A 21,275-nucleotide genomic window follows, 5' to 3' on the forward strand; every position below is an offset into this window, starting at 1 on the left:
GATCGGCTCCGACCCGACAGCCCTCCTCGTCGGTACGGCACATTGCGTACGGCATCCGGAGGGAACCCTCAGCGGCACGAGAGCTCGAGCGTCGGCAGTGGTCCCACGCCACTCGGCCCGCCCGTCAAGAGCGGCCGACGTCCCCGGCACGGTCCCGTCACGACCCCCGCGCTCGCCTCGCACCGCGTACACAGAAGAGGCAGCACCCTGACTACGACTTTCCGAGACCTCGGAATCCTTCCTGAGACCGCCGAAGCCCTTGAGGCCGTCGGCATCATCAACCCCTTCCCCATCCAGGAGATGACGCTCCCGGTAGCCCTTTCCGGCTCCGACGTCATCGGCCAGGCCAAGACCGGCACCGGCAAGACGCTGGGCTTCGGCCTTCCGCTCCTGGAGCGCGTCACCGTCCCCGCGGACGTCGAGGCGGGCCGGGCCAAGCCCGAGCAGCTCACCGACGCCCCGCAGGCCCTCGTCGTCGTCCCGACGCGTGAGCTGTGCACCCAGGTGACCAACGACCTGCTGACCGCGGGCAAGGTCCGCAACGTGCGCGTTCTCGCCATCTACGGCGGCCGTGCGTACGAGCCCCAGGTGGAGGCCCTGAAGAAGGGCGTCGACGTCATCGTCGGCACCCCGGGGCGACTGCTGGACCTCGCGGGCCAGAAGAAGCTCAACCTCAAGCACGTCAAGGCGCTCGTCCTCGACGAGGCCGACGAGATGCTCGACCTGGGCTTCCTGCCCGACGTCGAGAAGATCATGAACATGCTGCCGGCCCGCCGTCAGACGATGCTGTTCTCGGCGACCATGCCGGGCGCGGTCATCGGTCTCGCGCGCCGCTACATGTCGCAGCCCACACACATCCGCGCCTCCGAGCCGGACGACTCGGGCGCGACGGTCCGCAACACCGCGCAGTTCATCTACCGCGCGCACAACATGGACAAGCCGGAGCTGGTCGCCCGCATACTGCAGGCCGACGGCCGGGGACTGGCCATGGTCTTCTGCCGCACCAAGCGCACGGCGGCCGACCTCGCCGACCAGCTCCAGCAGCGCGGTTTCGCGTCCGGCGCGGTCCACGGCGACCTCGGCCAGGGCGCCCGCGAGCAGGCGCTGCGCGCGTTCCGCAACGGCAAGGTGGACGTCCTCGTCTGCACCGACGTCGCGGCCCGCGGTATCGACGTCGAGGGTGTCACCCACGTCATCAACTACCAGTCCCCCGAGGACGAGAAGACGTACCTGCACCGCATCGGCCGTACCGGCCGCGCGGGCGCCAAGGGCATCGCGATCACCCTCGTCGACTGGGACGACATCCCGCGCTGGCAGCTCATCAACAAGGCACTGGACCTCGGCTTCGGCAACCCGCCGGAGACGTACTCCACGTCCCCGCACCTCTTCGAGGAACTGAGCATCCCGGTCGGCACCAAGGGTGTCCTGCCGCGTTCCGAGCGCACCCGCGCCGGGCTCTCGGCCGAAGAGGTCGAGGACCTGGGCGAGACCGGTGGCCGTGGCGCCCCGCGTGGCCGCGGTGGTCGTACGGCGGCGCCGTCGACCACCGAGCGAGAGCGTGAGCGCCCGGCGCGCACGCCGCGCCAGCGCCGTCGTACGCGCAACGGTGCGCCGATGGACGAGACGTCCACGTCCGCCGAGACGACCACGGAGTCTCCCGCGTCCGTCGAGGCCACCGAGCCCCGCACGCCGCGCCGCCGTCGGCGTACCCGCGGTGGAACGGGCTCCGAGCCGGTGGCCGCCGCTGCCGTGGCCGCCCCGGTGGCCGAGGCCGCCGTCGCGACGGCCGAGGGTGTCACCGACGAGCCGGCCGCGCCGCGCCGTCGCCGGACCCGCAAGAGTGCCGGACCGGCCGAGACCGCCGTCGAGACGGCGGAGGCGGCCGTGACCGCGGCCGAGGCCGTCGTCGAGAGTGCCGCCGCCGAGATCGTCGCCGAGGCTCCGGCCAGGCCGGCCCGTCGTCGGACCCGCAAGGCCGCCGAGACGGCGCCTGCGGCCGAGCCGGTCGCCGAGGCCGTCGAGGTCACCGAGACCGCGGCCAAGCCCGTGCGGCGCCGGACGCGCAAGGCCGCGGAGGCCGTCCTCGACACCGTCGAGGCCGTCGCGACCGAGGTGGCCGAGACCGTCACGGAGACCAAGCCGCGGCGCACCCGCGCCAAGGCCGCCGCGACCGAGGTGGCCGAGACCGCCGAAGGCACCGAGGCCACGGACGCCAAGCCCGTACGCCGCCGGACCCGCAAGGCCGTCGCCGACACCGACATCCCGGCCCAGGCCGCCGACGAGACGGACACCAAGCCCGCCACCCGTCGACGCACCCGCAAGGCCGCGGAGGCCGTCCTCGACACCGTCGAGGCCGTCGCGACCGAGGTGGCCGAGACCGTCACGGAGACCAAGCCGCGGCGCACCCGCGCCAAGGCCGCCGCGACCGTCGCCACCGACACCGCCGAAGCCGCCGAGGCCACGGACGCCAAGCCCGTACGCCGCCGGACCCGCAAGGCCGTCGCCGACACCGACATCCCGGCCCAGGCCGCCGACGAGACGGACACCAAGCCCGCCACCCGTCGACGCACCCGCAAGGCTGTCGCCGCGGAGCCCACGGAGAGCTGATCTCCCGTCCGATGGCCCGGTCCCCCCTTCCGGTGGGGGCCGGGCCATCGGCGTTTCCCACTCCGCGCCCCAGCGTGCCCGTCCCGCCTCGCGCCCCCGTTGTCCCGTCGCCTTCCCCCGCCGATCCGCCCCTCGCGCCCCTGTTGATCCGTCGCCCTCTCTCGCCGGTCCGCCCCTCGCGCCCCCGTTGACCCGTCGCCCTCCCCCGCCGGTCCGCCCCTCGCGCCCCCGTTGACCCGTCGCCCTCCCCCGCCGGTCCGCCCCTCGCGCCCCCGTTGACCCGTCGCCCTCCCCCGCCGGTCCGCCCCCGCGCCTCTGCTGGTCCCGCTGCTCGTCCCGCCCCCCGGCCGCCACAGGACCGGAATCCGCGGCCGATCGGGCGGCCTGCCACCCGCGGCGCCCGCCCGGTGCCGGCCCCGGACCGCCCCACCCGCCGAGCGGCCGTCATGTTCGCCCGATAGCCTCCTGCGCATGAGCAGGCCCTATACCTTCGTTCCGCCCGCCGGCGTCCGCGCCTATCGGCTGTCGACCGCGCGCGGCGAGTTCGCCGTGCTCGACGCCGTGCCGGACGGCGGGTCCAAGGGGACCGCCTTGCTGCTGCCGGGCTTCACCGGGAGCAAGGAGGACTTCATCGCGCTGCACGCGCCGTTGGCGGCGGCGGGGTACCGGACGGTGGCCGTGGACGGGCGCGGACAGTTCGAGAGCGAGGGCCCGAGAGACGACGAAACGGCTTACGCGCAGGGCGAGTTGGCGCAGGACGTACTCGCGCAGGTCGCCGCGGTGGGCGAGCCCGTGCACCTTCTGGGACACTCGCTCGGCGGCCAGATCGCCCGCGCCGCGGTGCTGGTCGACCCGTCGCCGTTCCTCTCCCTGACGCTGATGGCCTCCGGCCCCGCCCAGATCTCCACGCCGCAGCAGCAGCGCGTCAAACTGCTGCGGGACGCGCTGGCCGTGATGAGCATGGCCGAGGTGTGGGATGCCATCCGGGCGATGGAGTCGCCGGAGGAGACCGACACGGGCGGGCTCGACGCGGGGCTCGACGACCTCGCCGACCTGCGCCGCCGCTGGCTCGCCAACAGTCCCGCCCAGCTCGTCGCCACGGGCCGCCAGCTCTGCGAAGAGCCCGACCGCGTCGCCGAACTGGCCGCCGTCCCCCTCCCGAAGCACGTGATATCCGGGGAACGCGACGACACCTGGTCGGTCTCCCTGCTGGACGGGATGGCCCTACGACTGGACGCGCACCGCACGGTCGTCGAGGGCGCGGAGCACTCCCCGAACGCCGATCAGCCCCTGGAGACCGCCCACGCCCTCGCCGGCTTCTGGGACAGCACGGGCACGAACCCCGCCCCCTGATCCGGACGACAGCCCCAGCCACCAGCGGCCACCACTACCGCGCCCGCACACCGGCTCCTGCCGGTCCGACCAGTACTGACGGCGCCGCCGGCACTGCTAGGGCGTGTTTCGAAAGTAGCGTCGTCCGCCCGGAGGGCGGGGCTCGCGGCGTCTGGTGCGGTGCATCGCAAGGCGGAGGGTCGTCCGCGTACTGGGCGTACTCGGGCGATCCCGACAACGCGGCGTGGGGGTCCCCCCTGCTCGAAGAGCTTGGGGGAGTGCCGTGCCAGGCGTCGCGAGCCAGACGGGACTTTCGAAACACGCCCTAGTACTGCGCCTGCAGGTGCTCCCAGAAGCCGTCCCGCAGGGCGCGGCGCAGGTCCGACTGTCCGCGCAGGGAGTACTGGAGCAGTCCCTCGGCCTCGACCAGCAGGTCCTGGTCCACGGAGCCGGGGAGGTAGGGATGACCGGGAAGCAGTTCCACCAGGGATTCGCGGCCCCGTGCGGCCAGCCACTTCGCGGCGATCTGCGCGCCCACGAAACGCACGTCCTCCCGCGTGGGCCGGACCGCCGCCGTCGGGTCGTACGACTGGGCGGTCCGTCTGGCCACGTACGGCTTGAAGAAGTCGAGGTCGAGCGTGCGCTGGCTGTCGACCTCCCAGAGCAGCGGCTCGGCCTGGTTGCGGCCCTCGGGCGCCTCGATGCCCCAGAGGTGGACCCGGGCGCCGTAGCCCTGCGCCGCCTCGACCGCGGAGACGAGATCCTCGTCGCCGCCGAGCAGCGCCGCGTCGCTGATGGCACGATGCCGGGCGAGGGATTCAAGGTCCGACCTGATGATCGAATCGACGCCCTTTTGCTGGTTGTTGGCGTTCAGGTTGCCCAACCGGACCTTCACGTCCGGGAGTTCGGCGATCGACTGCTGCTCCGCGGTGTGGATGCGGCGCCGCGCCCCGTCGTACCAGTAGACGCGCAGCAACCGGCTGTCCGCGAAGATCGTGCGGGCCCGGTCGATGAGCGCCTCGATGAGGCCCTCGGTGTCCAGGTCGAACGAACGGCGGTCCTCCGTGCCGGCGACGAGCCGCCCCGCGGCCGCGTACAGATAGCCGGCGTCGACGAAGATCGCGTGGGTGGAGGGGGTCTTCGCGACCTCGGCGAGCATGCGCTGGAGCAGCTCGTTCGTACGGTCTATGCGGGCGGCGAGCGCCGCGTGGTCGTCGTTCATCAATGCCATTGTCCCGGCGGTCACGCTGCGAACACAACTGGCGTCGTTCAGTCTCCGCCACCCGGCCTACCCGCCGGTAATTAGGTTCTCGAAAAATTTCCTTAGCGTAGGGAATGTTTGTAACACGCATCCCGTTGAATCGGTGTAAGAGCGAGGCAGAGGTGCCTCGCCCTTGCACATACAAGTAGTTCTCCTCAGGAGGATGACCAGACGAAGGGAGAAGCCCATGCGCTTCGAAATCATGCGACTCGACGATGTCGACGGCACGCCCGTGGACAGCACTGTCGTAGACGCCGCCTCCGTCAATCGGATCGTTCAGCAGGCCGCCGCCATCGGGCAGCGACTGTGGATCCGCCCGGCCGACACAACCGCTTCGTAACACGACGATCATCCGCTTCGCCGTACGAGGACGCACCGAACGCGCCTCGTAGCGCCGGGCGTCGCGGACCGCAGACGCTTCACAGACTTCAGAGCCCCGCACGGCATGATGCCGTGCGGGGCTCTGCGTGTCCGGCCGCGGCGGCGAACCGCCCCGGACCGCCGGAAGAGGCCGTCCACTCCCCGGAATGCCCGGAGGGAACGGTCAGCTCCCCTGGATCACCTGTGTGACGCCGTTGATGATCTGCTGCACCGCGATGGCGGAGAGCATCATCCCCGCGAGCCGGGTCACCAGCACCACGCCCCCGTCCTTGATGACGCGGATGATCAGCAGCGAGTAGCGCATCACCACCCACAGCACGACATGGATCGCGAGGATGGCCGTCCACAGCGACACCTGCGTGGCGACGGTGTCGGCCTTCTGGACCGCCAGGATCACGGACACGATCGCGCCGGGCCCGGCGAGCAGCGGCATGCCCAGGGGTACGAGGGCGACGTTGACGTCCTTGGTCTGCTTCGGCTCGTCCGTCTTCCCGGTCAGCAGGTCGAGGGCGATGAGCAGGAGCAGCAGTCCGCCCGCGATCATCAGGGCGGGCACGGAGACATGCAGGTAGTCCAGGATCTGGTGCCCGAGGAGCCCGAAGACGGTGATGACGCCGCCGGCCACACAGACCGCCTGGAAGGCCATCCGGCGCTGCACCCTGGCCGGGCGGCCCGCGGTGAGCGCCAGGAAGATCGGGGTGATCCCAGGGGGATCCATGATGACGAAGAGCGTGACGAAGAGGGAGCCGAAGACGGCGACGTCGAACATGGTGAAGAGAAGCCTTGCGAAGTGGTGGAAAGGGTGGACGGGTCTTCCGGCCACCGCTGCGGGCAGTGGTTCCGCGAGGCGGAACGGGGAGGCGCGACCGGCGGCGCCGGGTGCCGGGAACGGGCCGGCGAGCAGGGTCGCGGCCGGGCTCGGGACGGACGCGCGCGCTCACGGGGCGCGCCGGGCCGGGTTCGCGGGTCCGTCCGTACCCGTGCGACCGGAGCGGACGCGGGTGTCGGTGGTCGCGCCGGCCGACGTGGTGGGCGTCCTACGACACCGGCCCGGTTCGCACGGGCCTCACCACGCGAACGCCGCGAGTACGAGTACGAGCCCGACAACTGGAGGCCGACGACACGGACCGTCGGACACCGGCCTTGGGACACGGGCCTTCGGACACGGGCCTGACGACCCACCCGGAACCTGAAGCACGGCCCCGGTCCGCACGGACCTCGTGACGCCGACACGTCGGCACGTCGGCACCGGCACCGGCACCGGCGTGGGCACCAACGCGGGCGCCGTCACGGGCGCGAAGGAACCGGTCCCGGCAGGGAACGTCCGGGGATTCAGACTCCGCCCGCGCCCGGTACCGGGAACGCCCCGGTGGCACGGCGGGTGATCTCCCCGTAGACCTCGGGGTCGGTCGTGAACTCCCCGAGCACACAGGTCTTGCGGCTGCCGTGATAGTCGGACGAGCCCGTGGTCAGCAGCCCCAGCTCGGAGGCCAGACCGCGCAGCCGTGCCCGGGTGGCCGGCTCGTGGTCCATGTGGTCCACCTCGATGCCGTCGAGTCCGGCGGTGGCGAGCTCCGCGATCACCGACTCCGGCACGGTGCGGCCCCGCTTGGCGGCGGCCGGGTGTGCGAGGACGGTGACGCCTCCGGCCCCCTTGACCAGCCGGATCGCCTCGAAGGGGTCGGTCTCGTGCTTGGGGACGTAGGCGCGGCCGCCGTCGGCGAGCCACTCCTCGGTGAAGGCGGCCGAGACGCTGTCGACGACACCCAGCTCGACCAGGGCGGAGGCGATGTGCGGGCGCCCGACCGATCCGTCGCCCGCGATGCGCGCCACCTGCTCCCAGCTGATCGGCACGCCGATCTCCCGGAGCCTGGCGATCATGCTCTGGGCGCGCGGCACCCGGTCGTCCCGCACCAGTTCGCGCTCGGCGAGCAGTGCGGGCTCCTCGGGGTCGAAGAGGTAGGCCAGCATGTGCATGCTGATGCCGTCGATCCGGCAGGAGAGTTCCGCACCCGTGACGAGGGTGAGCCCCTCGGGCAGGGCGGCGATCGCCTCGGAGTATCCGCGGGTGGTGTCGTGGTCGGTCAGCGCGACGACGTCCAGACCGGCGGCGGCCGCGTTGCGCACCAGCCCGGCCGGGGTGTCCGTACCGTCGGAGGCTGTGGAGTGGGCGTGCAGATCGATGCGCACTACGCGGACTCCAGGCGGTGACGGAACGAACGGGGACGCTCAAGGATAACGGGAATCCGGGCCCCTCTTGTCACACCCGCACCCACCGAGCACCCCCTACCGACCCGCCCCGCACCGGGCACGCGCGGAAGCACTACCGACCCCGGCCGTCCCGCCCCGCACCGGGCACGCACGGGAGCACTACCGACCTCTACCGTCCCGCCCTACACCGAGCACGCACGGGAGCACCACCCACCCCAGCCGTCCCGCCCCGCACCGGGCACATGCGGAAAGCGCTACCGACCCGCCCCACACCACACGGGGCGCACGCGAGAACGCCGCCGACCCGCCCCGCACCGGGCGCGCGGGAGCGCTACGGCCCCAGGATGCGCGGGGACAGCGCGCCGCACGGCAGCAGGTCCACTTCCGCGCCGGCGTCGCGCAGATCCGTCAGGACCAGTTCGTCGTACATGAGCAGTCCGGTCTGCTCGGGCCACACGACGGCCCACAGCCACAGCCCGCGCGCCTCGCCCGCGAAGACGGCACGGTCGTCGGGAGAGCTGGAGACATGCCAGAGCGGGGTGGGCCGGCCGGCCGCGAGGACCTTGGCCTGAGGCGGCTTCTCGACGCTCATGTACGGGCCGGGATCGGGTCCGTCCATGCCCGCGTACCGCGCGCCGAGACCGACGCCCAGTTCCTCGGCGATCAGGATCAGCTCACCCATGCCGCCCAGCGGTCCGGGCCCCGAGCAGGCGACCGCGGTGGCCCTGCCACCGCTGCGGTCGTCCCCCGCGAACGCCACTCCGGTGAACAGCCAGCCGACGGGAAGCGGCCACGGCATCCACACCGGCACCCGCGCACGGTGCACGACCACACTGAGGCCCTCGACACTGGGCGGGATCACGGGCTGCAGCGGATGCACCGTGCCGTGCACGGCGCACTGCCAGGAGTCGGCAAAGAGGCCGGGAGCCCTGACCCGGCCACCACACTTCGGGCAACTGGGTTCGCCCCTCATAGGGCCCAACGGTCCTCCCCGTCCTTCGCCGCGTCAAGGACGATCACCCGTCCGGCGTGTGCCTGTCATGACAAAAACTACGTGCACCTTGCATTAATTAGCCGATCTAACTTATTGTGTGTATAAGGCAACGATCCAGTCGGTGACAGTGGAGGAGCGGGCATGATCAACAGTACGGAAGGCCCCGCGGAGGGGGATGCGTTCGACGCCGGCGCGGGCAGCATCCTGCGCCAGCCGAGGGCCGTCTGGGCGACCGCCGGGGCGTCCGTCGTCGCCTTCATGGGCATCGGGCTCGTCGACCCGATCCTGCCGTCCATCGCCCGGGGACTCGACGCCACACCCGGCCAGGTGTCCCTGCTCTTCACCTCGTACTTCCTGATCACCGCCGTCGCGATGCTGCTGACCGGCTTCGTGTCCAGCCGGATCGGAGGCCGCAGGACCCTGCTGCTCGGCCTCGCGCTGGTCGTGGTCTTCGCCGGACTCGCCGGCACCTCGGGATCGGTCGGCGAACTCGTCGGCTTCCGGGCCGGCTGGGGCCTCGGCAACGCGTTGTTCGTCTCCACCGCCCTCGCGGTCATCGTCGGGGCGGCGGCCGGCGGCAGCGCCGCGGCCATCCTGCTGTACGAGTCCGCGCTCGGCCTCGGCATGGCCTGCGGGCCGCTGCTCGGCGCCCTGCTCGGCAACGCGAGCTGGCGCTACCCGTTCTTCGGCACCGCGTTCCTGATGGCGATCGGCTTCCTGTGCATCACGGCGTTCCTGAAGGAGCAGCCGAAGCCCGCCCGCAAGACCTCACTGCTCGACCCGCTGCGCGCCCTCGGACACGGGGGCCTCGCCTCCGCCGCGACGTCCGCCTTCTTCTACAACTACACGTTCTTCACCGTGCTGGCCTTCACCCCGTTCGTGCTGAACATGACGCCGTACAAATCCGGCGCGGTGTTCTTCTGCTGGGGCCTGCTGCTCGCGGTCTTCTCGGTGATCGTGGCGCCGCGCATGCAGGCACGGTTCGGCTCACTGAAGGTGCTGGGCGGCTCCCTGGTGCTGCTCGCCGCCGATGTGCTCGTCCTCGGGTACGGGGACCACACCACCGCCGTCGTGTGCACGATCCTGTCCGGCGCCTTCATCGGCGTGAACAACACCGTCTACACGGAGCTGGCTCTCGGGGTCTCCGACGCCCCGCGCCCGGTGGCCAGCGCCGGCTACAACTTCGTGCGCTGGTTCGCGGCCGCGGCGGCGCCGTACTTCGCCCCGAAGATCGAGGAGTGGAGCGACATCCATGTCCCGTTCGTGGTCGCGGGGGTCGCCGCGCTGCTCGGCGCGGCGGTGGTCTTCGTCCGGCGGGACGCCCTCACCCACGAAGCGCAGGAGCTGGAGCCGGCCCACGCCACCGAGGACGGCGTCACGGTCTTCGCCGACTGACGGTCTTCGCCGGCCGAGGCCTTCGCCAACCATGGCATTCGCCAACCGACCCCATGAACAAGGAGATTGACGGGGCGTCACATTCGACGCCGCCGGGCTCGGTCAGTCCAGTGGAACGGACTTGCGCAGCGGATCGCGCAGGTCCGTTCCGCCGTTCAGCCAGCGCTCCTGGAGGGCGCCGGCGCCGTGCACGCGCTTCCAGGCCGCCTCGTTGGGCGTCATCGGGAGCAGCGGCAGGAAACGTACGGGGTCGGCGGGCTCGTCCAGTTCCAGATCCTCCACCAGACCGCCGGACTCCGACACCAGGACGGAGGTGAACGGTGCGCCGGGCCACAGGGGTTCACCCACGTCGAGGGAGGCGCCGGCGGCCACGACCAGGCCCTCGACCTGGGGCGAGGCGGCGAGCACGGCCAGCGGGCGGAGCACCTTGTCGGTGTCGGCACCGGCCGGACGGACGGAGAGGACCAGCTCGGCGCGCGGCCCCTTCACCGGATCGGCGAGCGCGGCGGTGGGGTCCGCCATCGGCTGGGCGGACATGCCGAGCGTGGCGTAGCGGACGATGTCGCCCTCGGTGAAGCGCAGCACCTCGATGCGGTCGGTGCCCAGGAAGGTGACCGCGGCCCGCGCGTCGGGTTCGCCCAGCGCGGAGCGCAAACGGGCCTCGACCAGAGGAAGAACATCAGCCATGAATCGAGCATAGGCCGCGTCAACTGCGCCACAGTGCACCGGACCCCGGTCAACAACGCGCAAAGCGGGGACTTGACGTATCGGTGCGCTGATAGTCTTGGCCGCTGGTCGGAGCAGTGCATGACTGAAGGCCCCACCAGGCCCTCATGGCACTGCGGGAGTTGCTCCCGGGCTCCGACGCTCTGAGACTGATCTGACTCCCCTTCGGAGGGAGACAGACTCCCCTTCGGGGGATGGATCGTCCCTCACGGGGGACCGACCGGAGGAGGTGGGGCTGCAATGGACCGAAGTCGACCGTGCAGTACCACCCGCTCTTCCGGTCGCTGAGTCCGTAGCTGGTCCCGCTGGGTTTTCGGCCCCGCCGGCTGCCGCCTCCCGCAATCGTGTGCATACGTGTCAGCGTTGCCCGGTGCACCACGGAAGAGCGCTTCGTTTCCGCCTGATCTGTCCGATCTGAACCCCTGATCTGTCTGATCTGAATCAGTAGCGAAGCTGCCACCGCGACGGTGCGGTGCTCCCCGCTTTGTGGACGTGCCAAACATCCGCAGTCAGGACGTCCCCATTCCGGGTAGTTCCAACCGTCGCCGGCCGCCTCCGTTGCGAAAAGGAGCCTGCCATGTCGATGATCCGTGACCTGCGCGCCGCGGTCCGCCCCCGCCCCCCGATGCGCAAGGACAGTGGCTCGTACGACACCACGCGCGACCCCGGCACCCCGTCGGCCGTGGTCGACTGCGCCGTCTACCGCGACGGTGCCCGCGTCGCCTCGCGCACGCCGCTGACGCCGCACGAGGCGATGCGTCAGGTGCGGCGCGACGGCGGCTTCGTGTGGATCGGCCTGCACGAGCCCACCGAGGACGAATTCGCCGGGATCGCCCGGGAGTTCGGGCTGCACCCGCTGGCCGTGGAGGACGCCGTCCAGGCCCACCAGCGACCCAAGCTGGAGCGCTACGACGACTCCCTGTTCACCGTCTTCAAGACCATCCACTACGTCGAGCACGACCGGCTGACGGCGACCAGCGAGATCGTCGAGACCGGCGAGGTCATGTGCTTCACCGGACGGGACTTCTTCATCACCGTCCGGCACGGCGGGCAGGGCTCCCTGCGCGCGCTGCGGCACCGGCTGCAGGACGACCCCGAGTTGCTCGCCAAGGGCCCCTCCGCGGTGCTGCACGCGATCGCCGACCATGTCGTCGACGGCTACATCGCGGTCGTGGACGCCGTGCAGGACGACATCGACGAGGTCGAGACCGAGGTGTTCTCGCCGGGCCGCAAGGGCACCCCGCGCGGCACGGACGCCGGGCAGATCTACCAGCTCAAGCGCGAGGTGCTGGAGTTCAAGCGGGCGGTGTCGCCACTGCTGCGCCCCATGCAGCTGCTCAGCGAGCGCCCGATGCGGCTGATCGACCCGGACATCCAGAAGTACTTCCGCGACGTCGCCGACCACCTCGCCCGGGTGCAGGAGCAGGTCCTCGGCTTCGACGAACTGCTCAACTCGATCCTCCAGGCCAACCTCGCGCAGGCCTCCGTGGCGCAGAACGAGGACATGCGCAAGATCACCTCGTGGGCCGCGATCGTCGCCGTACCGACGATGGTCTGCGGTGTGTACGGCATGAACTTCACGTACATGCCCGAACTTCACTGGCGGTACGGCTACCCGGTGATCATGGGTGTCACGGTCGGGCTCTGCCTCGGCATCCACCGCATCCTGAAGCGCAACGGCTGGCTGTAGTGCGGGCTGGATAGTCTTGGCCCCATGACCCAAGAGCTGCTCGACCAGGCCCTCGTAGAGGAGGCCACCAAGAAGTCCGGGCTGATCTGGGTGCGCGGCATCAGCGTGCCGGCACCCTCCGGTCCGGACGACGAGGTGCCCGCCCAGGCGCTGTGGCACGTCTGGCACGACGGCGCGGCCTGCCTGGTCGGCGACGGGCCCGGCGAGCAGCCGCTGCCGGGGCTGATCGACGGCGGCGACGCGGTCGTCACCGTCCGCAGCAAGGACAAGGGCGGACGGCTCGTTTCCTGGTCCGGCACGGTCGTGGAGCTCGCCGAGCACACTCCCGCGTGGGAGGCGGCCGTCGCCGAGCTCAAGGGCAAGCGGCTGAACGCCCCGGACGGCGAGGCCATGACGGAGCGCTGGGCTCGCGAATGCCGGGTGCTGCGCCTGGAACCGACGGGCGCGACCGCCGAGTTGCCGCAGGGTTCGCTCGCCGAACGTCCGCTGCCGACCCCGGCGACCACCCGCCGCCCGGTTCCGGCCGCGCTGCCCCGCCTGCTCCTGAAGAAGCGCAAGCGCCGCTAGGACCCGTCCCCGGCCGGCCGCGGGTCTACGACGAGGGGAGCTGCCCCCCGTAGTCGACCGTGTCCTTCCTGGGCGGCTGCTCCAGCGGGAAGTCCTTGCCCCAGTCGGTCAGCCGGAGGGTGCCGGCGTTGCCCGCGCGCCCCAGCAGGACCGGGTACGGGGTGCCTTCCAGGGAGACGTCCAGGGTGCCGCCCGAGCCCTTGCCGCCGGTGATGCGGATGGTGCGGACGCCGGACTCGTCGTGATGACCGTCCTTGGCGAGGGAGCCGTGCAGACTGAGCAGCCCGTCGAGCAGGACGTCCTTGTCCGTGAAGCCGCTGAAGCGCTTGTACGCGGGGTCCCCGGTCGGCACCTTCACGTACATGCCCTCCAGCTTGTCCGCCGCCGCGGTGTCCGACGGCTTCCCACCGCTCTTGCCGTCCTGGTGCGCCCAGAACCCGGCGTCGGCCTTGAGGAAGAGGTGCTCACCGACCCGCAGCAGCCGGAAACCGGCCCCCTTCGAGGTGACCGACCCGGTGCCGCCGTCGGACTTGAGACGCATGTCGAGGGTGAAGGTGGTCCCGTTGGAGACGACCGTCCCGGAGAGCCGCACGGTCGGCGCGGTCTCGGCCGCCTTCTTCGCCTTCGCCTGGATGGCGGCGGCGGACAGTTTGCCGACCCCGTTCGTACCCGCGTCCGGGTCCCCGCTGCCGCATCCCGTCAGTCCCGTCCCTGTCACAACCAGTGCGCACATCGCGGCCACTGTCATGGCTCTGCGGGTACGGCCCTGGGGAAATACGGTCACAGGTGGGGCTGCCTCTCGTACGCGGTCCTCAAACGGCGTACGGCAGCGTACCGGTGCGGCACCCGCGTGGCGGAGGCAGTCCGTCCGGACCGCCCACCAGGGCGTACCCGACCGGGACGGGCTAGCCTGAAGCCCACCCGAGCGGACAGACCGGCACATAACGCTTCGAAGCGAAGGAGGCGCGGGCATGGCCGCAGCCGCCCCCCGGATCTTCGTCTCGCACCTGGCCGGTGTCGCCGTCTTCGACCCGAACGGCGACCAGGTGGGCCGGGTGCGCGACCTCGTCGCCATGCTGCGCGTCGGACGGCGGTCCCCGCGCATGCTCGGCCTCGTCGTCGAACTGTCCACGCGCCGCCGGATCTTCCTGCCCATGACCCGGGTGACCGGCATCGAGTCCGGCCAGGTGATCACGACCGGCGTCCTGAACGTGCGCCGCTTCGAGCAGCGGCCCACCGAGAGGCTGGTCTTCGGAGAACTGCTCGACCGCCTCGTGACCCTCGTCGAGACGGGCGAGGAGGTGACCGTCCTGGACGTGTCGATCCAGCAGCTTCCGGCCCGCAGGGAATGGGAGATCGGCCGGGTCTTCGTGCGCAAGGGGCGCAGCGGCGCCTTCCGGCGCACCAAGGGCGAGACGATGACGGTCGACTGGTCCTCCGTCACCGGGTTCTCGCTGGAGGAGCACGGACAGGGCGCGGAGAGTCTGCTCGCCACCTTCGAGCAGTTGCGCCCGGCCGACCTCGCGAACGTGCTGCACCACCTGTCGCCGAAACGGCGCGGCGAGGTGGCCGCCGCGCTCGACGACGACCGGCTGGCCGATGTGCTCGAAGAGCTCCCCGAGGACGACCAGATCGAGATCCTCGGCAAGCTCAAGGAGGAGCGCGCGGCCGACGTCCTGGAGGCGATGGACCCCGACGACGCGGCCGACCTGCTCGCCGAACTGCCCACCGAGGACGTGGAGCGCCTGCTGACGCTGATGCGGCCGGGCGAGGCGGCGGACGTCCGGCGGCTGATGGCGTACGCGGAACGCACCGCGGGCGGGCTCATGACCACCGAGCCCATCGTGCTGCGGCCCGACGCGACCGTCGCCGACGCGCTCGCCCGGGTGCGCAACCCCGACCTCTCCCCCGCGCTCGCCGCCCAGGTGTACGTGTGCCGCCCGCCGGACGAGACGCCGACGGGCAAGTACCTGGGCGCGGTGCACTTCCAGCGGCTGCTGCGCGACCCGCCGTTCACCCTGGTCGGCTCGCTCGTCGACGACGACCTCCAGCCGCTGGCCCCGGAGGACGAGCTGCCCGTGGTCGCCGGGTTCTTCGCGACGTACGACATGGTCGCGGCCCCCGTCGTCGACGAGAGCGGCTCGCTGCTCGGCGCGGTGACCGTGGACGACGTACTGGACCACATGCTGCCCGAGGACTGGCGGGAGACGGAGTTCCACCTCGACGAGGGCGTGCACGAGAGCGTCCACGCGGACACGCACGACCGTCACGACACCGCCGACAGGCACGACAGCCCCGAGGCGGGCCGCGGCGGGGTCCCCGAGGACGGCCACGGCCACGAGGGCGACCGGGGTCCGGACGCCCGGCCCGGCGGGGAGGGACGCCATGGCGCCTGAGCGTGAGGCCCGTGAGCGGGCCGCCACGGGGGCGACGGCGGCCCCCCGGCCGCGCATCCGGCTCGACCAGCCGAAGCCGCCGCGGCGCAGACTGCTGCCCGAGTGGGACCCGGAGGCGTTCGGGCGGTTCTCGGAACGCATCGCCCGCTTCCTGGGCACCGGGCGGTTCCTCGTCTGGATGACGATCGTCATCATCCTGTGGGTGGTCTGGAACGTCTTCGCGCCGGGCGGTCTGCGTTTCGACAACTACCCGTTCATCTTCCTGACCCTGATGCTGTCGCTCCAGGCCTCCTACGCGGCCCCGCTGATCCTGCTCGCGCAGAACCGGCAGGACGACCGCGACCGGGTCAACCTCGAACAGGACCGCAAGCAGAACGAGCGCTCCATCGCCGACACCGAGTACCTCACCCGCGAGATCGCCACCCTGCGCATGGGCCTCGGCGAGGTGGCCACCCGCGACTGGATCCGCAACGAGCTCCAGGACCTGGTCAAGGAGCTGGAGGAGCGGTATCCCGACGGTCATGGGGACGGCCGGGTCGTATTCCCGGCGGAACGGTCGCACGGACGTGACGTAGACGACCGGTGACGGGGCTTTCCGGCGCCCCTGGGCAGCGCCGTACCATCGTCCCTATGGCTACGGAAGACGCGGTGCGTGAAGCACTGGCGACGGTGAACGACCCCGAGATCAACCGACCCATCACCGAACTGGGGATGGTCAAATCGGTGGAGATCGGTGCGGAGGGCGTGGTCGCGGTCGCCGTGTACCTGACGGTCTCCGGCTGCCCGATGCGCGACACGATCACCCAGCGCGTGACAGAGGCGGTCTCCCGGGTGGAGGGCGTCACCGGCGTCGAGGTCGAACTCGATGTGATGAGCGACGAACAGCGCCGCGAGCTGGCGACCGCGCTGAAGGGCGGCACCGCCGAGCGCGAGGTGCCCTTCGCCAAGCCCGGCTCCCTGACCCGTGTGTACGCGGTCGCCTCCGGCAAGGGCGGTGTCGGCAAGTCCTCGGTCACCGTGAACCTGGCGGCCGCGATGGCCGCCGACGGACTCAAGGTCGGTGTCGTGGACGCCGACATCTACGGCCACTCGGTGCCGCGCATGCTCGGTGCTGAGGGCCGGCCGACCCAGGTCGAGAACATGATCATGCCGCCGTCCGCGCACGGCGTGAAGGTCATCTCCATCGGCATGTTCACCCCGGGCAACGCTCCGGTGGTCTGGCGCGGCCCCATGCTGCACCGCGCTCTGCAGCAGTTCCTGGCGGACGTGTACTGGGGCGACCTGGACGTCCTGCTCCTCGACCTCCCGCCGGGCACGGGCGACATCGCGATCTCCGTCGCCCAGCTCGTCCCGAACGCCGAGATCCTGGTCGTCACGACCCCGCAGCAGGCGGCGGCCGAGGTCGCCGAGCGGGCCGGCTCCATCGCCGTGCAGACCCACCAGAAGATCGTGGGCGTCGTCGAGAACATGGCGGGGCTGCCCTGCCCGCACTGCGACGAGATGGTCGACGTCTTCGGCACCGGCGGCGGCCAGTCCGTCGCCGACGGCCTGACCCGCACCACCGGCGCGACCGTCCCGGTCCTCGGCTCCATCCCGATCGACGTCCGCCTGCGCGAGGGCGGCGACGAGGGCAAGCCGGTGGTCCTGACCGACCCCGACTCCCCCGCCGGCGCCGCCCTGCGGGCCATCGCGGGCAAGCTGGGCGGCCGTCAGCGCGGCCTGTCGGGCATGTCGCTGGGAATCACCCCGCGCAACAAGTTCTAGGGCTCCGGGTACGAAGCTCCAGCGCCGTCCTTACGAAGGAGGGGGCGCCGTCCGCACGGACGGCGCCCCCTTCCTCGTAGCGGCTGCCGGGCCCCGTGCCGGGCCCGCCGGGTCCACCAGGGCGGGCGCGGGCCCTGGAGCCGCTGTCAGGGGCTTCCTAGGCGTATGCCGCGATGTCCTTGATCATCGCGAAACCGAGGCCGTACGCGCTCATCCCCCGCCCGTACGCGCCCACATGGACGCCTTCCGGCGTCGAACCCGCGAGGACCCAGCCGAACTCGGACTCGCGGTAGTGGAAGGTCGTGGGCACACCGTCCACCGGGAGGGACAGCGTGGACCAGTCCGGGCCGTCCAGGTCGTCGGCCAGCACCCACGCGGTCTCCGTCTGCTGGTCCAGCCAGTCGTCGCGCAGGGTGTGGTCCATCTGACCGGGCCAGGTGAAGGACAGCAGCCCCACACCGGCCAGCCACGCCGCCGAGGACACCGAGGTGGCCTCCAGCAGTCCCGTGCCGTCCGCGCTGCGGCGTACGGGGCTGGCGGCGACGGTGACCACCACCGCGAACCGCTCCTTGTCCTCGGCCGGCTCGGGGCGCACCGAGGGCTCGTCACCGTGCCCGATCGAACCGTGCTCGACGGCACCGTCCGCCGAAGTACCCACCGGCATCAGCCAGCGCGTCCCCGTGAAGGCCTCGTCGAGGCCGTACCAGGGGAAGGGCGCCAGCAGGTAGCCGTCGACCGTACGCCGGGCGAAGGGGGCCTGTTGTCCGCCCTCCGCGGCCGGCGCCTGCGCGCCTACCCGACTTGTCGTCTCCATCTGCCGGACGCCTCCTCGCTCTCGTCGGACCGGGTGGCCCGCCCCCCTCGGGCGTCCTTGTCGGTCCGCACAACAACTGGGCAGCATAGCCACACCGCCGCGGGCAACGGCGAAAGCGCCCGGCGCGTAAGGCGTGTGGACGGCGTGTTCGGACCGCGCGGGGCGGGTTTCGCGGCCCGCGGACGAACACGTTCCCGCGCCGGAACCGCCCGGCCGGGGGCAGGACTGTCCGGCCCGTGAGGGTCGTCGGGGACCGTCGCGCACACTGCCGCGCGGCGGCCGGCGGGCCGGGGCTCCGTACGGCTCAGGTGGCGTCGGCGTCGTAGGGCGGGGGCTCGTCGGCTTCGAGCTTCTCGCGCTTCTTCGTCATGTCGACGGAACCACCGGCCGCGCCGTTGGAGGACCCGGTGGACGCGGAGGAGTCGGACTCGCGGCCGTGCACCGCGTCCGTGACGTCGGCCATCTCCTTCTTCAGGTCGAAGCCGTTGCGGATCTCCTTGAGCCCCAGCTCGTCATTGTCCAGCTGCTTGCGTATGAACGTCTTGGGGTTGAGGTCCTCGAACTCGAAGTCCTTGAACTCCGGACCGAGTTCATCACGGATGTCCGCCTTCGCGCTGTCCGAGAACTCGCGGATCTTGCGGATCGTGCGCGACACGTCCTGGATCAGCTTCGGGAGCTTGTCGGGACCGAACACGAGCACGGCAAGGACGACGAGCGTCACCAGCTCAAGCGGTCCTACGTCATTGAACACCTGGTAGCTCCTCGCGATGCTCTCGGGCCTCGGCCCTCGGGAAGTCTTCCGTGGTCCGGGCCGGGTCCAACGGTACCCGGCGTTCCTGTCCGTCCGGAACTGTCCCGAGGCTTCCGACTTCATGCGCCCCGCTGGTTTTCCATGATGTTTGCCGTCCGGACCTGCGTCACCATGCTCGGCTGTGAGGTACGCGTCACACCCGCCCGGGACCCCGCGGGGCCCTCAGTCGCCGTCCGCGGAACCGAGGACCAGGGTGAACGTGCGCTCGGCGCCACCCCGCCGGACCGTCAGCCGGAGCCGGTCGCCGGGCCGGTGGGCGCGGGTCATCACGATGAGTTCCTCGCCGGAGTGGACGCGCCGGCCGTCGACCTCGGTGATGACGTCGCCCGCCCTGATGCCCGCCCGCGCCCCGGGACCACCCGAGGCGACGGCCGGACCGCCTCCGGCCGCCTTGGCGCCGACGCGGGCGCCGTCGCCCGCGTAGTTCATGTCGAGCGTGACACCGATCACGGGGTGGGTGGCCCTGCCGGTGTTGATGAGCTCTTCGGCGACGCGCTTGGCCTGGTTGACCGGGATGGCGAAGCCGAGACCGATGGAACCGGCCTGCCCGGTCCCCAGGTCGGAGCCGCTGTCGGCGGACCGGATGGCGCTGTTGATGCCGATGACACGGGCCCGGGAGTCGAGCAGGGGCCCGCCCGAGTTGCCGGGGTTGATCGGGGCGTCGGTCTGGAGCGCGTCCACGTACGACACGTCGGTGCCGTCCCCGTCCTCGCCGCCCGCGGTGATGGGCCGGTCCTTCGCGCTGATGATCCCGGAGGTGACGGTGTTCGCCAGGTCGAAGGGCGCGCCGATGGCGACGACGGGGTCGCCGACCTGGACGCTGTCCGAGTTGCCGAGCGGCATCGGGGCGAGACCGTGGACTCCCGAGACCTTGACCACGGCGAGGTCGTAGCCGCTGTCGTGCCCGACGACCTCGGCCTTCGCGGTCTCACCGCCGCTGAAGGTCACGGATATCGTGCCGTTGGCGCCGGCCGGCTTGATCACGTGGTTGTTGGTGAGGATGTGTCCCTCGCCGTCGAGGACGAATCCGGTGCCGGTTCCCTCCTCCTCGCTGCCCTTCACATGCAGGGTGACGACGCTGGGCAGCGCGTGCGCCGCGATCCCGGCCACGCTGTCCGGGGCGCGGCCCGGAGCCTCCTTGGCGGCCTGCGGCAGCTCGATGTCCGTCAGCCCTCCGTTGCGTTCCAGGTACGCCCCCGCGGCGCCGCCCACTCCGCCGGACACCAGCGCCAGCGCGACCGCCCCGAGCACCAGGACCTTCCTCGCCCGCCTGCGGCGCTGCGCCACGGTGGGCACGGCGACCCCGCTCTGCTGGAGCGAACCGGGCGCGGCCCAGGGGTCGTAGTTCTGCCAGGGGTCGCGGACGGGCGCCTCGTCCGGGATTCCTTGAGGGAGGGGCGGCGCGTGTACGGGGGCCTCCTCCCCGAGCGGTGGCCCCTCGTGGGAGGGGGCTCCGTCCGCGAGCGGCGTTCCGTGGGCGGGCGTGGCCGCCTCCGGGGAACCGGACTCGTACGAGCCGTGCGGGAGCCCGCCCTGCTCGTGCCCGCCCTGCTCGTGCGCGTGCGGGTCCTGCGGGCGGGGGTCCTGCGCGTGCGGGTCGTACGCGTGCCCGTCCCGCACCTGCGGGGTGCGCGCGTCGGGGCCGTCCTGCGACCGCGGGGCCGTCGGGTGCTGGACCGGTGGGGCGGGTGCCCACGGGCCCGGGCCGCCGTAGGGCGGGGTGCCGTAGGGGTCGGGATCGTGCAGGGCCTTGGGGCGAGGAGGAGCGGGCCGCTCCAGTTCGAAGTCCCCGTCACCGTGCCCGTCGTCCCCGTCACCGTCACCGTCATGGTGACCGTCGCCACCGTCACGATGACGGTCGCCCTGACCCGCGTCCGCGTCCGCCTCTGCGGGAACGCGATCGGGTACGGCGGGCGCCGGGGCGACGGAGGCCGCCGCCTCTCTGGGACCGGGGATGCCCGCGGGCCGCTCCAGCTCGTAGTCGCCCCCGGTGTCGCCCTCACGGGCCCTCCCGGGGTGCGTCGTCCGTGCCTCGGGCGGACCGCTCGGCTCCGCACCGCCCCCTGCGCTGTCCGGAAGGACAGCGGGGTACGCGGAATCCGGTTCCGTGAGGTGGTCCGGTGCGGTGTCCGCGCCCGTGCCCTGGGGCCGGGGTCGGCTCCACCAGTTCGCCTTCGTGGGCCTGCCCTCGTTCATGCTCTCCCCACACCTGGCCCGCGCGGCACCACCCGCCGACGGTCACCGCAGACTTGTCGACTCCGCGCCCGTGATCCCTCCCGCGGGTGCGGCCCACCCCGGATTCAACCAGGTTCGTGGGCCGACGCGC

Annotated in this window: 18 protein-coding genes; 9 read left to right on the forward strand and 9 right to left on the reverse strand. The window is 71.7% G+C overall.

The window, feature by feature from the left end; translation table 11 throughout:
* Nucleotides 1-300: 300 nt before the first annotated feature.
* The gene (locus OHT01_RS14665) at nt 301-2,607 is read left to right on the forward strand and encodes a DEAD/DEAH box helicase (RefSeq protein WP_328553594.1); all 2,307 of its coding nucleotides are present in this window, start codon (nt 301-303) and stop codon (nt 2,605-2,607) included.
* A 471-nt stretch (nt 2,608-3,078) separates the two neighbouring features.
* A complete protein-coding gene (locus OHT01_RS14670) occupies nt 3,079-3,960 on the forward strand; it encodes an alpha/beta fold hydrolase (protein WP_328553595.1) in 882 nt (293 codons plus the stop codon).
* A gap of 304 nt (nt 3,961-4,264) precedes the next feature.
* On the opposite strand, the gene OHT01_RS14675 is transcribed toward OHT01_RS14670, so the two are convergent.
* Nucleotides 4,265-5,161: an NYN domain-containing protein gene (locus OHT01_RS14675; protein WP_328553596.1), complete on the reverse strand. Its 897-nt coding sequence runs from the start codon at nt 5,159-5,161 to the stop codon at nt 4,265-4,267.
* Nucleotides 5,162-5,387: 226 nt separating this feature from the next.
* Between OHT01_RS14675 and OHT01_RS14680 the strand changes: the two genes are divergently transcribed.
* The gene (locus OHT01_RS14680) at nt 5,388-5,540 is read left to right on the forward strand and encodes a hypothetical protein (RefSeq protein WP_020136747.1); all 153 of its coding nucleotides are present in this window, start codon (nt 5,388-5,390) and stop codon (nt 5,538-5,540) included.
* A gap of 204 nt (nt 5,541-5,744) precedes the next feature.
* Here the strand turns inward: OHT01_RS14680 and OHT01_RS14685 are convergent, their stop codons facing one another.
* The 3 genes from OHT01_RS14685 to OHT01_RS14695 all read right to left on the reverse strand — a co-directional run bounded on the left by OHT01_RS14685 (nt 5,745) and on the right by OHT01_RS14695 (nt 8,765).
* Nucleotides 5,745-6,350 (reverse strand): MarC family protein, encoded by a 606-nt coding sequence (locus OHT01_RS14685; RefSeq protein ID WP_328553597.1) that lies wholly within the window; start codon nt 6,348-6,350, stop codon nt 5,745-5,747.
* Nucleotides 6,351-6,913: 563 nt separating this feature from the next.
* Nucleotides 6,914-7,771: a PHP domain-containing protein gene (locus OHT01_RS14690; RefSeq protein WP_328553598.1), complete on the reverse strand. Its 858-nt coding sequence runs from the start codon at nt 7,769-7,771 to the stop codon at nt 6,914-6,916.
* Nucleotides 7,772-8,123: 352 nt separating this feature from the next.
* Nucleotides 8,124-8,765 carry a DUF6758 family protein gene (locus tag OHT01_RS14695; protein ID WP_328553599.1) on the reverse strand — a complete coding sequence of 214 codons (642 nt, stop codon included), beginning with the start codon at nt 8,763-8,765 and terminating at the stop codon, nt 8,124-8,126.
* Nucleotides 8,766-8,927: 162 nt separating this feature from the next.
* Between OHT01_RS14695 and OHT01_RS14700 the strand changes: the two genes are divergently transcribed.
* A complete protein-coding gene (locus OHT01_RS14700) occupies nt 8,928-10,181 on the forward strand; it encodes an MFS transporter (protein ID WP_328553600.1) in 1,254 nt (417 codons plus the stop codon).
* Nucleotides 10,182-10,283: 102 nt separating this feature from the next.
* Here the strand turns inward: OHT01_RS14700 and OHT01_RS14705 are convergent, their stop codons facing one another.
* Nucleotides 10,284-10,868 (reverse strand): suppressor of fused domain protein, encoded by a 585-nt coding sequence (locus OHT01_RS14705; RefSeq protein WP_328553601.1) that lies wholly within the window; start codon nt 10,866-10,868, stop codon nt 10,284-10,286.
* Between the two features lie 616 nt (nt 10,869-11,484).
* Here OHT01_RS14705 and OHT01_RS14710 point away from each other — a divergent pair.
* Both OHT01_RS14710 and OHT01_RS14715 read left to right on the forward strand, forming a co-directional pair.
* A complete protein-coding gene (locus tag OHT01_RS14710; protein WP_328553602.1) occupies nt 11,485-12,597 on the forward strand; it encodes a magnesium and cobalt transport protein CorA in 1,113 nt (370 codons plus the stop codon).
* A 24-nt stretch (nt 12,598-12,621) separates the two neighbouring features.
* Nucleotides 12,622-13,164: a hypothetical protein gene (locus tag OHT01_RS14715; protein WP_328553603.1), complete on the forward strand. Its 543-nt coding sequence runs from the start codon at nt 12,622-12,624 to the stop codon at nt 13,162-13,164.
* A 25-nt stretch (nt 13,165-13,189) separates the two neighbouring features.
* On the opposite strand, the gene OHT01_RS14720 is transcribed toward OHT01_RS14715, so the two are convergent.
* Nucleotides 13,190-13,897, reverse strand: a complete 708-nt coding sequence (locus OHT01_RS14720; RefSeq protein ID WP_443043394.1) for a hypothetical protein — start codon at nt 13,895-13,897, stop codon at nt 13,190-13,192.
* A gap of 238 nt (nt 13,898-14,135) precedes the next feature.
* Here OHT01_RS14720 and OHT01_RS14725 point away from each other — a divergent pair, with 238 nt between their 5' ends.
* From OHT01_RS14725 to OHT01_RS14735, 3 genes are read left to right on the forward strand one after another with little or no spacing between them, the layout of a single operon-like run.
* Nucleotides 14,136-15,560: a magnesium transporter MgtE N-terminal domain-containing protein gene (locus OHT01_RS14725; protein WP_328553605.1), complete on the forward strand. Its 1,425-nt coding sequence runs from the start codon at nt 14,136-14,138 to the stop codon at nt 15,558-15,560.
* Entirely contained in the window at nt 15,550-16,146 is a 597-nt protein-coding gene (locus OHT01_RS14730; RefSeq protein WP_328553606.1) for a DUF1003 domain-containing protein, read from the forward strand. The genes OHT01_RS14725 and OHT01_RS14730 overlap by 11 nt, the downstream gene beginning before the upstream one ends.
* A 44-nt stretch (nt 16,147-16,190) precedes the next feature.
* Nucleotides 16,191-17,324, forward strand: coding sequence for an Mrp/NBP35 family ATP-binding protein (locus tag OHT01_RS14735; protein ID WP_328553607.1), 1,134 nt, complete (start codon nt 16,191-16,193; stop codon nt 17,322-17,324).
* 157 nt (nt 17,325-17,481) lie between these two features.
* On the opposite strand, the gene OHT01_RS14740 is transcribed toward OHT01_RS14735, so the two are convergent.
* The 3 genes from OHT01_RS14740 to OHT01_RS14750 all read right to left on the reverse strand — a co-directional run bounded on the left by OHT01_RS14740 (nt 17,482) and on the right by OHT01_RS14750 (nt 21,145).
* Nucleotides 17,482-18,138, reverse strand: a complete 657-nt coding sequence (locus OHT01_RS14740) for a hypothetical protein (RefSeq protein ID WP_328553608.1) — start codon at nt 18,136-18,138, stop codon at nt 17,482-17,484.
* Nucleotides 18,139-18,442: 304 nt separating this feature from the next.
* Nucleotides 18,443-18,889, reverse strand: coding sequence for a sec-independent translocase (locus tag OHT01_RS14745; protein ID WP_328553609.1), 447 nt, complete (start codon nt 18,887-18,889; stop codon nt 18,443-18,445).
* A 222-nt stretch (nt 18,890-19,111) separates the two neighbouring features.
* Nucleotides 19,112-21,145: a S1C family serine protease gene (locus tag OHT01_RS14750; RefSeq protein ID WP_328553610.1), complete on the reverse strand. Its 2,034-nt coding sequence runs from the start codon at nt 21,143-21,145 to the stop codon at nt 19,112-19,114.
* Nucleotides 21,146-21,275: the final 130 nt, after the last annotated feature.

The sequence above is a fragment of the Streptomyces sp. NBC_00358 genome, assembly GCF_036099295.1.
GTDB lineage: Bacteria > Actinomycetota > Actinomycetes > Streptomycetales > Streptomycetaceae > Streptomyces.